This is a genomic window from Agrobacterium larrymoorei (assembly GCF_030819275.1).
GTDB lineage: Bacteria > Pseudomonadota > Alphaproteobacteria > Rhizobiales > Rhizobiaceae > Agrobacterium > Agrobacterium larrymoorei_B.
On record NZ_JAUTBL010000002.1, the window covers coordinates 689,049 to 701,360 of the forward strand.

General features: G+C 57.3%; 13 protein-coding genes. 2 read left to right on the plus strand and 11 right to left on the minus strand.

Going from position 1 to position 12,312, the window contains the following annotated elements:
* Positions 1 to 194: 194 nt before the first annotated feature.
* The 6 genes from QE408_RS11820 to QE408_RS11845 form a co-directional block, all read right to left on the minus strand.
* Entirely contained in the window at positions 195 to 1,118 is a 924-nt protein-coding gene (locus tag QE408_RS11820) for a pirin family protein (RefSeq protein WP_306931395.1), read from the minus strand.
* Between the two features lie 149 nt (positions 1,119 to 1,267).
* Positions 1,268 to 1,522, minus strand: a complete 255-nt coding sequence (locus tag QE408_RS11825; RefSeq protein WP_037171757.1) for an exodeoxyribonuclease VII small subunit — start codon at positions 1,520 to 1,522, stop codon at positions 1,268 to 1,270.
* A gap of 2 nt (positions 1,523 to 1,524) precedes the next feature.
* Entirely contained in the window at positions 1,525 to 2,460 is a 936-nt protein-coding gene (locus tag QE408_RS11830; RefSeq protein ID WP_306931400.1) for a histone deacetylase family protein, read from the minus strand.
* A gap of 34 nt (positions 2,461 to 2,494) precedes the next feature.
* Positions 2,495 to 3,058 (minus strand): biotin transporter BioY, encoded by a 564-nt coding sequence (locus QE408_RS11835; protein ID WP_306931402.1) that lies wholly within the window; start codon positions 3,056 to 3,058, stop codon positions 2,495 to 2,497.
* Positions 3,055 to 3,687: an energy-coupling factor transporter transmembrane component T family protein gene (locus QE408_RS11840; protein WP_306931404.1), complete on the minus strand. Its 633-nt coding sequence runs from the start codon at positions 3,685 to 3,687 to the stop codon at positions 3,055 to 3,057. The genes QE408_RS11835 and QE408_RS11840 overlap by 4 nt, the downstream gene beginning before the upstream one ends.
* Complete coding sequence (locus QE408_RS11845) at positions 3,684 to 4,364, minus strand: energy-coupling factor ABC transporter ATP-binding protein (protein WP_306931406.1); 681 nt, start codon at positions 4,362 to 4,364, stop codon at positions 3,684 to 3,686. The genes QE408_RS11840 and QE408_RS11845 overlap by 4 nt, the downstream gene beginning before the upstream one ends.
* Before the next feature lie 112 nt (positions 4,365 to 4,476).
* Here QE408_RS11845 and QE408_RS11850 point away from each other — a divergent pair, with 112 nt between their 5' ends.
* Positions 4,477 to 5,679: a winged helix-turn-helix domain-containing protein gene (locus QE408_RS11850; protein WP_306931408.1), complete on the plus strand. Its 1,203-nt coding sequence runs from the start codon at positions 4,477 to 4,479 to the stop codon at positions 5,677 to 5,679.
* 39 nt (positions 5,680 to 5,718) lie between these two features.
* Here QE408_RS11850 and ribB read toward each other — a convergent pair whose 3' ends face one another.
* The 3 genes from ribB to QE408_RS11865 form a co-directional block, all read right to left on the minus strand.
* Positions 5,719 to 6,819, minus strand: a complete 1,101-nt coding sequence (ribB, locus tag QE408_RS11855) for a 3,4-dihydroxy-2-butanone-4-phosphate synthase (protein ID WP_306931410.1) — start codon at positions 6,817 to 6,819, stop codon at positions 5,719 to 5,721.
* A 14-nt stretch (positions 6,820 to 6,833) separates the two neighbouring features.
* Positions 6,834 to 7,931 carry a chorismate synthase gene (gene aroC, locus QE408_RS11860; RefSeq protein WP_306931412.1) on the minus strand — a complete coding sequence of 366 codons (1,098 nt, stop codon included), beginning with the start codon at positions 7,929 to 7,931 and terminating at the stop codon, positions 6,834 to 6,836.
* Between the two features lie 131 nt (positions 7,932 to 8,062).
* Positions 8,063 to 10,483, minus strand: a complete 2,421-nt coding sequence (locus QE408_RS11865; protein ID WP_306931414.1) for an EAL domain-containing protein — start codon at positions 10,481 to 10,483, stop codon at positions 8,063 to 8,065.
* Positions 10,484 to 10,745: 262 nt separating this feature from the next.
* Between QE408_RS11865 and QE408_RS11870 the strand changes: the two genes are divergently transcribed.
* On the plus strand, positions 10,746 to 11,006 hold the full coding sequence (locus QE408_RS11870; protein ID WP_062425904.1) for a DUF1344 domain-containing protein: 261 nt from the start codon (positions 10,746 to 10,748) through the stop codon (positions 11,004 to 11,006).
* A 75-nt stretch (positions 11,007 to 11,081) separates the two neighbouring features.
* On the opposite strand, the gene QE408_RS11875 is transcribed toward QE408_RS11870, so the two are convergent.
* Together QE408_RS11875 and QE408_RS11880 are read right to left on the minus strand one after the other, a co-directional pair.
* Positions 11,082 to 11,564, minus strand: coding sequence for a hypothetical protein (locus QE408_RS11875; RefSeq protein WP_306931417.1), 483 nt, complete (start codon positions 11,562 to 11,564; stop codon positions 11,082 to 11,084).
* A gap of 82 nt (positions 11,565 to 11,646) precedes the next feature.
* Positions 11,647 to 12,255, minus strand: a complete 609-nt coding sequence (locus tag QE408_RS11880; protein WP_306931418.1) for a histidine phosphatase family protein — start codon at positions 12,253 to 12,255, stop codon at positions 11,647 to 11,649.
* Between the last annotated feature and the right edge of the window lie 57 nt (positions 12,256 to 12,312).

Genomic DNA, 12,312 nt, shown 5'->3' on the forward strand with positions numbered 1-12,312 from the left:
TCGTTTGGCCTTCGTGTTCTCTTCAAAAACGTACCCTTTAGATGGGGCAGGGCGCAGCCTTCGGCAAGCATGGTCCCGTTCTACAGCATCGGCCTGAAAATCGAAATCGATTTTCGGAAAAGCACGATGCGTGGATTCAAACATTTAGAGCGTCCTTTGTGCGTCCGAAAGGACGCTCGGCGCTCTCACACATTTCAGCTTTTGGGCAAAGGTACGAACTCGTCTTCATCTCCCGGTACGATATCGAAACGTCCGGTTCTCCACTCTTCCTTGGCCTGCTCTATGCGTTCTTTTGATGACGAGACGAAATTCCACCAGATATAACGCCGCGAATTCAAGGCTGCGCCCCCGAAGAGCATGATGTGGCAACCATCGACGCCGCCCTTCAGGGTGATGTCGTCACCGGCGCGAAAGGCCAGCAACTGGTCTGCTGCAAACACATCGCCAGCGACTTCCAGTGAGCCGGAGAGAATATAGATCGCCCTTTCTTCGTGATCGGCCGGAAAAGGAAACTTCGCGCCCGCGGCAAGCGAAAGGTCGGCATAAAGCGTATCGGTGAAGGTCTTGACCGGTGAGTGCAGGCCCGCAAAATCACCAATAACGACACGTCCGGTTGCGCCCGCCACATCGATCAGCGGCATGGAATCGCGTTCGGTGTGGGAGAAATCCGGAGCGATCTCTTCCTTGTCGTCCGGTAGGGCAAGCCAGGTTTGCAGGCCGGACATGGAGAAAGGATGTCCGCGCAGGTTTTCGGGTGTACGCTCCGAATGGACGATACCGCGACCTGCCGTCATCAGGTTGATATCGCCCGGCCGCACGACGATTTCCGTTCCGAGGCTATCGCGGTGCTTGATCTCGCCATCGAAAAGATACGTCACGGTGGAAAGCCCGATATGCGGATGCGGCTTTACGTCCAGCGCGTCCCCGGCCTTCAAGATCGCCGGCCCCATCCTGTCGAAGAAGATGAAAGGTCCGACCAGACGGCGATCCCTCGTCGGCAATGCGCGACGCACGGAAAAGCCGCCAATATCGCTTGAACGGGGAACGATAAGATTCTCGATCGCATCACACGCAAAAGCATCGCCGACGGCGGGATCATTGCCTGGAAAAAACGACATGGATTGCTCCTTCACCGTGCTTGCTTCGCAGACTACCACGATTTGATCCGGTGCGTGAGCATTCTCTTATGGAGGCGACGCTACTGCGACCGGCAGCGAGCAGGGCGACGAAAACCAAGCTCACGAGCACAATGCTTGACGTGCTAGCTTTATTCGCCGTCCAGTGGCTCGACACCCTGAGGTTTGCCTGCGCGGTCCAGGCGGATCTTTTCGATGCGCTTTTCGGCGGTCGTCAGCAACGCTTCGCAATGTTTCTTCAGGGCTTCTCCGCGCTCGTAAATGGCAATGGATTCGTCCAAGGCCACATCGCCGCGTTCCAGGCGGGCAACAATGCTTTCCAGCTCGGCGACGGCCTTTTCGAAAGAGTAACCGCTGACATCGGCTGTGTTGGCATTTTCCGTCATCTTCAACCCTTCATCATTCTCAAGATATGCATGGCCGCCGATTCCGCCAGCCCTTCGAGATCATAACCGCCTTCCAGAAGGCTGACGACCCGGTTGCCGGCATATTTATCGGCCATCTCCAGAATTCGCCCCGTTGCCCAATCGAAATCCTCACCCACCAGATTGATGTGGGCGAGTGGATCGCGGTGATGGGCATCGAAACCGGCGGAGATGATGATCAGGTCCGGCGAGAAATCGGCGATAGCAGGCAGAACCCTGGACTTGAAGGCCTCGCGGAAATGGTCGCTTCCCGTGTTAGGGGAGAGCGGCGCGTTGACGACATTGTTCTTCACGCCCGTTTCGTTTTTGTCGCCGCTCCAGGGATAAAGCGGCATCTGGTGGGTGGAACAGAAAAGCACCGATGTGTCGTTCCAGAAGATGTCCTGCGTGCCGTTACCGTGGTGAACATCCCAATCCACGATTGCCACGCGCTCCGCGCCATGCACCCGTTGCGCGTGACGGGCGGCGATCGCCGCATTGTTAAACAGACAGAAACCCATCGCCTTTTCGGTTTCCGCATGGTGGCCCGGCGGACGGCTTGCGACGAAGACGTTGTCGGCTTCGCCCTTGAACACGTCATCCACGGCCGCCATGGCCGCGCCGATGCCGGTCAGCGCCGCTTGCAGGCTTTTCGGAGAGGCGTAGGTGTCGGCTTCGATACGGTTGATCTCGCCGTCTTCTTCCGGGATCTGACGCATTACGGACAGAAGATGGCTTTCCGGGTGAACCAGAAGCACCGCATCCTCATTGGCCTGCGGTGCTTGGGTGCGAACCAGCCGCTCGAAATTCGGATGCTCGAGCGCGATGTTCAGCGAGCGCAGTCTGTCTGGCCGCTCCGGATGCCCATCAGGGGTGATGTGTTCCAGGAAGATCGGATGCTCGTAAAGCCGTGTGGCCATGGGTCGCTTGCTCCTGAAACGGATAAAATCGTTGTTAAGCGCGCTGCGGCAGCAGCGGGTAACCAGCCATCACCGCCCGGCCAGCAAGCGCTGCCACGACGGCCTTGATCAGATCACCCGGGACGAACGCCATGGAGCCGATGAATGCCTTGCTGAAACCGATGCCGGTTGCGAAAGCCAGGTAAGTGATCCCGAAAGCGTAAAGGACAATGACACCACCTGCGACGCAGGCGAGAAAGAAGCCAATGCCTTGCGTCAACGCGGTCTGGTTCGCCTTCACAAGGCGTTCGGAAAGGATGCCTGTCACGAATGCAGCGGCGATCCAGCCGATCAGATAACCCGTTGTCGGGGTTGTGAAAATCGAGAGCCCACCTCTGCCGCCGGAGAGAACCGGCAGGCCGATGGCCGCAATCAGGATTGTCAGCAGCACGGCAAGCGTGCCGCGCTTTGCGCCAAGCACGACACCCGCCAGCATGACGCCGAGTGACTGCGCTGTGATCGGAACCGGAATGAAGCCGAGTGTGATGGGCGGCAGCAGGCCAAGTGCGATGATGATGGCTGAAAACAGCGATATCAGAACGAGGTCACGGGTCGTCATGGGGCATCTCCCTTTTGCTTAAGTGAGGTTTGACCTCTGAAGCCGCGCGCGTCAATGGCATCCGCAATCGCGTCGGCATCCTTCAACGTCATAATGACGAGTGGGACGAGAATACTGGTGAGCCTCACACGACTGCCGCGTGCCCGGTGCGCATCGCTCAACGTGTGATACCGGCTGATGATTTCAGGGACGAAGCGAACCACAAGTCCAACCGCAAGGCCCACGTCTGCCGCATTCGCCAAGCCAAGCTTCTCAAGCGGGCGAAGCGCGTAAGTGATCTCATCCATGAACTGCGAGATGCTGACACTTGCCGTGACCGCCGTTGCCAGCAGTGTCAGCGCGCTCAATCTCAAGAGGGTGATGGTGGCATCCATGAATGGGATCAGCAGGACGCTGAACGCGGCGATGAGGGCGATGGTGAGGAAGACCGGGCGAAGCCGGGAGAGCGTTCCGCGCAGTCCAAGATGGGCCTGCCAAAGAATGAGCACCGCCAGGATGACCGCAAGACTGAGGATCAACGGATCGCGAGTGAGAAATAACCCCGCGCTGAAAGCCGCAAGCGTCAATAGCTTGATGCGCGGCGAAAGCCTGTAAAGCCAGCCCGTTCCCTCGGCATAAAGGCTTCTCATGAAAGTGCGATCTTCCGGTATTGGGCAATAACCTCTTCTGGCTTACCATCCAATGTCAGCACGCTTTGATGAAAGAGCAGAACGCGATCGAAAGTCTCAAGCAACGATAGGTCATGGGTAATGACGACCACATCCTGCTCCAAACTGAGGATCGTCCGCTCCACCACGGCGCGGTTCTTCAGGTCGAGCTGGTTCGTCGGTTCGTCCAGGATCAGAATGTTTGGGCCGGTGATGGACAGCGCCGCAAGTGCTGCAAGCTGCAACTCGCCGCCCGACAGTTCATGGGCACGGCGGCCTGAAAGGTGTTCGATGCCGAAGCGATGCAATATCGCCGTCACGGCCTCATCGACCGCGCTCTTGCCGAGACCGCGATTCCTCAATCCAAAGGCGATGTCGTCGCGAATGATCGGCAGGATGATCTGGTTCTGCGGGCTCTGGAAGACAAAGCCCACCTGTTTCAAGACGGAATCGGCATCCTTTACCGTATCGAGCCCGTTGACGATGACCCTTCCGGTCGTTGGTTTGGTCAGACCATTGATCAATCGGGCGAAGGTGGTCTTGCCGGAACCGTTGAGACCGATAATGCCGATGCGCCGTTGCGATAGCGAAAGATCGAGCGGCGCAAGCGCCGTTCGTCCCTCGAAAGTTACACCCGCATTCTGGAACTGAATGTCCACGTCGTTTCCCTTGTCGTCCTCTACGCCTCTATAAACACAAAGGGCTAGCGACGAAATCAAGAACAAAAAAAGAACATTGATTTCGCGAAACGGGAATCCTAGACTTCATGACATGGCGATTCTGGTTTCCAACGAAGCAGCACGGCGTATTTTTCTGGCACGGCAGGGTCTTTCGGCGCCGCCGAACAAGGCACTGTCGAAGGACGGATTGCTCGAGCTCATTACGACTCTCGGCTTTGTGCAGGTGGATAGCATTGCCACCGTGGAGCGGGCGCATCACCAGATCATCTTCTCCAGAAACCAGACCTATAGGCGCGAGCATCTGACCGCGCTACTGGAAAAGGACCGCACGCTTTTCGAGCACTGGACACATGATGCGTCGATTGTGCCGACGGCCTTTTATCCCTACTGGAAGCACCGCTTCCGCCGCCGCGAGCCAATCATGCAGGAGCGTTGGCAAAAATGGCATGGCGAGGGATTCGATTCCGCCTTCGAGGAGACCTATCGGCACATTGCGGAAAACGGTGCGGTCATGTCGCGCGATATGAAGGCCGAAGATCATCAATCCGGCGGCTGGTGGAACTGGCATCCATCCAAGACGGCGCTTGAATATATGTGGCACACCGGCAGACTTGCCATCGCGCGCCGCGTGAACTTTCAGAAGGTCTACGATCTTGCAGAGCGCGTCATCCTGAAGGAGCACTACGATCAGGACGTCAGCCACGAAGCCTTCATCGATTGGGCCTGCCGTGAGGCACTATCTCGGCTGGGCTTTGCGACCTCAGGAGAAATATCCGCCTTCTTCAATCTGGTGACGCCGAACGAGGCGAAGGACTGGGTGACGTCCCACCGGGATGAACTGGTTGAGGTGTCGCTGATCTCAGCCAATGGTGCTAAGGAGCGCGCATCCCACGCCTTTGCGAGCTTTGCAGCAGAAATGGATGCGGAGGCGTCGCTCGAACCGCCGCAGCGGGTCCGGGTTCTCAGCCCCTTCGATCCGTTGTTGCGCAACCGTGCTCGTACCGAACGCCTCTTCGGCTTCTTCTATCGGATCGAAGTCTTCGTGCCGGAGCCGAAGCGACAATATGGCTATTATGTCTTCCCGCTTCTGGAAGGCGATCGCATGATCGGGCGCATCGATATGAAGGCGGAGCGCAAGAATGGTTTGCTCGACGTTAGACGTCTATGGCTGGAGCCGGGCGTGCGGCCATCATCCGGCAGGTTGGGAAAGCTGGATGCGGAACTGAACCGGCTGGCAAAATTCACCGGCGTTGCGAGCGTGCGTTATTTGGATGGCTGGCTAGCTGGGGAATAGGGCCAAGAGCGGACGAGCCCGCTCCTGGCATTTCACGCATCAGCAGAGCTCGGTGGAGCTGATCTGGATACCAAAGCCTTCCAGCCCGACATAGTGGCGCTCGCGCGTGGTCAGCAACTTGATGGAGCTGATGCCGAGTTCCTTCAGGATCTGCGCGCCAAGGCCGATTTCCAGCCATTCTTCTTCGCGAGAACGCGCCTGCTCGTGAGTCTCGTCCGCATCACGCGCCTTGCGGCGGCCTTCGACCTTGCCGACGCCAACTGAACCCTCGCGAAGATAAACGATAACGCCGCGACCTTCCTCGGCAATCTTCTGCATATAATTGCGCACCGGCTGCTTGCTGCCGAAAATATCGTCCGCCACGTTTTCCGGATGCAGGCGAACCGGAATATCGACGCCATCGCGGATATCGCCGAAAATCACCGCCATGTGCTGCATCGGGTCCCAAGGCAGGGAATAGGTCTGCGCCTTGGCCGGGCCGAAGGGTGTGTCGATGGTGAACTCGCTCTCAATCTCCACCAGCGTTTCCTTGCGCTGGCGGTAGGCGATCAGGTCGGCAACCGACACCTGTTTGAGACCATGGGTTTCCGCAAAGCTCGAAACCTGCGGACCGCGCATGACGCTGCCATCGTCATTGACGAGTTCGCAGATGACGCCGATCGGTGGCAGGCCTGCAAGCCTGCAGAGGTCCACGGCTGCTTCCGTATGGCCGGAGCGCATCAGCACGCCGCCTTCGCGTGAAATCAGCGGAAAGATGTGGCCGGGACGGGTAAAATCAGCGGGACCGACATTCGGGTTCGCAAGATTGCGCACCGTCAGCGTACGGTCGTCGGCGGAAATGCCGGTCGTGGTTCCGTGTTTGAAGTCGACGGACACGGTAAAGGCGGTCGTATGCGCGCTGTCGTTTTCGGCGACCATGGCGTTCAGGTTCAGCCTCTTGGCTTCCCCCCGAGGCATGGGCGCACAGACGATGCCGGAGGTGTGGCGCACGATGAAGGCCATTTTTTCAGCCGTACAATGCACGGCGGCAACGATGAGATCGCCTTCGTTCTCGCGCCCGTCATCATCCATGACCACCACGATCTCGCCAGCCTCGAAGGCGCGGATCGCTTCCACGACGCGTTTCTGATCGTATGCCATGCTATTTCTCCTGTTTATTTCAGTCTGCCAGTCTGGCCGCGGTCGCGCAGATAGTGGTCTGCTACTGTGCAGGCGACCATGGCTTCGCCAATGGGAACGGCGCGAATGCCCACGCAAGGGTCATGACGGCCCTTGGTGCGGACGTCGACGTTGTTTCCATCGGCATCGATGGACTGGCGTTCGGTGAGGATCGAAGAGGTGGGCTTGATGGCAAAACGTGCGACGATCGGCTGGCCCGTCGCAATGCCACCTAAAATGCCGCCGGCGTGGTTCGACAGGAAGAAAGGCTGCCCGTCATTGCCCATGCGCATCTCGTCGGCATTTTCCTCGCCGCTGAGTTCCGCGGACGCAAAACCTTCGCCGATCTCGACACCCTTGACCGCGTTGATCGACATCAGATTGGACGCGATATCCTGATCGAGCTTGGCATAGATCGGCGCGCCGATGCCTGCCGGAACGCCCTCGGCGAGAACCTCCACCACAGCACCGATGGAAGAGCCCGCTTTGCGGACCGTATCGAGATAGTCTTCCCAGACAGGCACCATCTCAGGATCCGGGCAGAAAAAGGGGTTCTCGTTGACCTGCGCCCAATCCCAATTGTCGCGGTTGATCTTGTGCTTGCCGATCTGCACGAGTGCTGCGCGAACGGTCATCCCGGGCACCACCTTGCGGGCCAGCGCGCCGGCTGCCACACGTGCTGCTGTCTCGCGCGCAGAAGAGCGGCCACCGCCGCGGTAATCACGAATGCCGTATTTCAGATCATAGGTGAAATCGGCGTGGCCTGGACGGTAGCGCTTAGCGATCTCGCCATAATCCTTCGAGCGCTGGTCGGTGTTTTCGATCAGCATGGAAACCGGCGTGCCTGTGGTGATCATGGTCTCGCCGTCCTCATCCAGCATCACGCCGGAAAGAACCTTGACGATGTCATCTTCGCGCCGCTGGGTGACGAAGCGGCTCTGGCCAGGCTTACGCTTATCCATCCAGGCCTGCACCTCCGCAAGCGTGAAGCGAATGCCGGGAGGGCAGCCATCCACCACGCAGCCCAGCGCCGGACCATGGCTTTCGCCCCAGGTGGAAACGCGGAAGAGATGACCGAACGTGTTATGCGACATGACAATAAAACCAGACCAGGCAGCGTTTCCTATAGAGAGACGCGATATTTACAAAAATGCGCGGTCATCTCCTTAGTGGAAAATAACAGGAAGGCAAAAGCCTTTCTTTGATCCGGCTGGGGCAGCGTGCATCAAGACACGCGACGCAGTTCCTGCTGTAGCGCAAAGGCTGAAAACTCGTGTGGTGGCAAAGGCGCGGCAAAGGCAAAGCCTTGAAGGATATCGCAGCCCATATCTTTCAGCATAGCGGCATGCTCCATCGTTTCCACGCCTTCTGCCACGGTCTCGACGCCGAGCGAGCGGGCGATGTCGATGATGGAACGGACCAGCGCCCGCTCCTGTGGAGAGTTTAGAATCGGCATCACCAGCTGTCGATCGATCTTGAGGCGTTTCGGCTTGAGGCGCAGCAGGCTGATGAGTGAGGTATGCCCGGTACCGAAATCATCGATTTCGACATCGATGCCAAGCGCTTTGACCCTGTCGAGATTTTGGACGACCTGCTCGTCGCTGTCATCGAGGAAGATGGATTCAACCAGCTCAAAGACAACTTCGCCAGGCCGGATGTGAAGTTGTTGCAGGCTTTCCAGCAGATGCACGTCATGCAGACGACGCACCGAAACATTGACCGAAACGCGGGGGATTTCCAGTCCCTTCATACTCCACAAACGCCGGTCCTGTAGCGCGGATTGCAAGGTCAGTCGATCGAGCGCCTGAACGACGTCCAGCTCCTCTGCGATACCCAGGAATTTGTCCGGCGTCAGCAGGCCGCGTGTGGGATGGCGCCAGCGGACGAGCGCTTCCATGCCTGCGATCTCGCCGGTTCTGGCGCAGAGTTGCGGCTGGTACCAGGTTTCGAACTCACCCTTTTCCAGCCCCTCCAGAATCTCATCGGCCGTGCGCTTGTGATTGACGATCTCGGCTTGAAGATTTTGCGTGAAGAACTCGTAGCGGTTCCGGCCCATCGCTTTAGCACGATAGAGAGCGAGGTCGGCGTTGATGAGAATCTTGCGCGCGTCGTTATCCTGGGCTTCGCCAAAGGCGATGCCGATCGAGACGCCGCATCGGCAAGTAAACCCTTGAAAATCGAAGGGATGCTGGAAAGCTGCGATGATGTTCGATGCGATCAAGGCGACGGTGTGCTTGTCGGCCAGCTGCGGGATGAGGATGACAAATTCGTCGCCGCCAATACGGGCGATGATACCCGCATCACCGACATTGAGGGTCAGAATTTCCGCGGCTCTGGCAAGCGTCGCATCGCCCGCTGCGTGCCCCAGCGTGTCGTTGATCTGTTTGAAGCGGTCGAGGTCGAGGTGAAGGATGGCAAAACGCGACCGGCCATCTGCCATGGGCGATAACGTCAGATCGTCCAGCTCCTTATCCAGCTTTCGACGGTTTGCCAGCCCGGTCAAGGGATCGTGCAGCGCGTTGTGCTCGATGTGTGACTTGGCCTCGATCAATTCCGCGTTGCGTGCCTCGGCCTCTTCCTTCGCGGCCTTAAGCTCCTCGGCAAGGCGCACATCTGCGGTGATGTCGAAAGCAATGCCGATGACCTTGCGATCTCCATCCCGATCGATATGGATACTGCCCACGGAGCGAATATAGCGTACCTCTTCATCTTGGGGCAGCACGCGCTGAATGCTGGAGAAGGGCTCATTGTTGGCTGCGGAGCGATCGGCCTCAGCGGCGGCCTTCTCTCTGTCATCTGGGTGGAGGCAGTTCAGCCATTTCGCTCGATCCGTGTAACCTGTAGTATATTCCAGCCCATAGAGTTGGTGCATACGACGATCCCAATAGGAATGGTCCTTGGTGAGATTGGCTTCCCAGATACCACAATTATAGGATTGGAGCGCGAAATCGAGCCGTCGCGACAACTCCATCAGATCGTGTTCGCGGGACGACAGTTCCTGAAGCGCAAGCTCAAGCTCGGCATTCTTGACGCGGCTGCTATAGATTGAGTTCTTCAACGTCTCTGCGATCTGCATGTCCGAGGTGACATCCCAGATGATGCCGCTTGTGTGCCGGGCACCGTCCGGTGTGCCATAGTTTGCGCCTGCAGCCCGCAGATAGCGCATCTCACCGGATCGCAATTGAATTCTATAGGCTTCGGAATGGGTTTCCTCCCCATCGGTGCAACGCCTCAGAAAGTCGGTGATCTTGGGCCGGTCTTCTGGCGCGACGGCTTCCAGCCAACGCGTGAGAGAAAACCCGTTCTCGGTCGTCGCGTAGCCATGCAGTCCTGCAGCACGACCATCCAGATAGCACGCGTCGCCGCCATTCAGCTCCCATAGGCCGATATTGGACGAATCCATTGCGAGCTTGAAGCGCTGGGAGAGTTCGAGGAACTTGCTCTCTCGAATATGAATCATCGTCAGATTGTGATTGCGCTCTGCAACCAAAAGGAGAATGACGGTGAGAGGCAATGCAATCCAGAAGGAGGCCGGATCGATGAAGTAGATCACCGCAAGCGACACGCCCGCCGAAGCGCCGAACAGCATCTTTTTTCGTTTGCTCTTCTCGCGGATGCTGCGTGAAAATGTCGATGCTGATGCCACGTCAGACAGTCCTCAGTCCAAGCTCAGAAAACAATGGTCGAGGAGAACCCTAAAAGATAATCTAAAACAAATAGTATAGCTGCGCGCCCCCGCTGGTGTTTCAGAGGCCACGTCGCGAAAAAAGTCTAAACGTTTGATATTGGTTAAAATCCATTCACCAATTATACGGAAATTGACATTGTTACGGGCGAATTCCGCCACATTCGGGAGAGAAATCTTGTTGCATGAGAAACTGATCCGGGGCCTGAAGGAGGCTAGAACCATGCGCTTGATGATTGCCGCACTTTTAGCCACCGCAAATCTTTTTGCCCCTTTGAACAGCTTTGCTCAGAGCGTCGATGTCGAGTCGACCATCAGCAAGGTTGACGTGAAGGGCCTGAATATCACGCTCGCTGACGGTAAGAATTACAAAGTGCCGGAAGAGTTCAACTTCGAGGGACTGCAACCGGGCGTGAAGGTTCTGGTGTTTTACACGGAAGTGGACGGCAAGCGCGTCGTGGATGACCTTGAGGTCGTGCAGTAAGCGAATGCAGCGTTCACATCAGTGATCTGTTTTTAGGCTGTTGAAACGAGCACCGTTTTACCGCGGCACTTCCAATTATTTCAGGCATTTAGCACGCAACTCCGAAATCAATTTCGGCGCGTTGGTCAATTCGAAACCCGTACTATATTCTACCCGGGCGCCGGACGTTGAAAGGCTTGCCCAATCGGCGCCCGATGTGAGCGCTGCGAGCAGCTTCGGTTCCTTAGCAAGACTGATCGCTTGTTCATCGTTCCTGACGGGAGGCATCTTGATCGTCCGTTTGTAGCGGCCGATCTCAAAGGTCATCTTGCTAATCCCAAATTCCGCTATATCGGCCTCCTGCATGACGAAGACCAGTTCGCCTTTGTCACACCGCACGAGATAACAGATGGTGATGTCGCCAGTATCGTCCGGCGAGCACGTCCCAACGGTGCCGGTGTTGCGACCGTCAAGATGTCTCCACGGTGCTGGAGGTTCAGTCTCGGCGGGCTCTGTATCCTGTGCGTTGGCCAGACTTGCCATCATCACGGCAACAAGGAAAACCGTTTTGCCAAGCATATCATGCTCCCTGAACCTCAGCGTTCTGAAGAAGCTATTTGAAGCCTTTCTTTACGTCCAGAGCGGCAGACACAGGGTAAGACTAGACGGTTTCTCTGACGTCAACCCATTCGGCCAGATTCTTGTCGGTCTCGACTTTCAATATCTTGTCCTGTGGAATGGGAATTTCAGCCGCTTCGTCCTTGTCCATGCCAGAGACCAGCCGGAACATGCTGCGGATCACACCGCCATGACAAACACAAACGGTCTTGCGCTCGACGGATGAAAGCCAGGCGCCGATGCGCCAGGAAAGTATCTCATAGCTTTCGGCATTCTGGCCCGGAGGAATGAAATCCCATTTCGCCGCCTTGCGCGCTTTGACGCGGTCAGGAAAGGAAAGCTTGAGTTCGGGGAGGGTGTAGCCTTCCCAGTCGCCGAAGGACACTTCGACGAGGCGCTCATCGGTGCGGTAGTCTATAGGATCAAGTCCCATCGCACCGCGCACAAGTTCCATGGTTTCACGCGTGCGGCCAAGGGGACTTGCGACGTAATCGAATTCCGTGGCTGTCGGGCCGAGAATAGCGGCGAGGGTCTTGCCGTTGCCGACCGCTTGGGAGCGGCCGAAATCGTTAAGAGGGATGTCCTTTTGGCCTTGAAGCCTTCTGATCGCGTTCCAGTCTGTCTGTCCGTGGCGGATAACATAGACCAGCACTGCTCACCCCTGCTTTTCTAACTCTGTCCTTTAAAGACGTGACGGCGCCGCACGTCA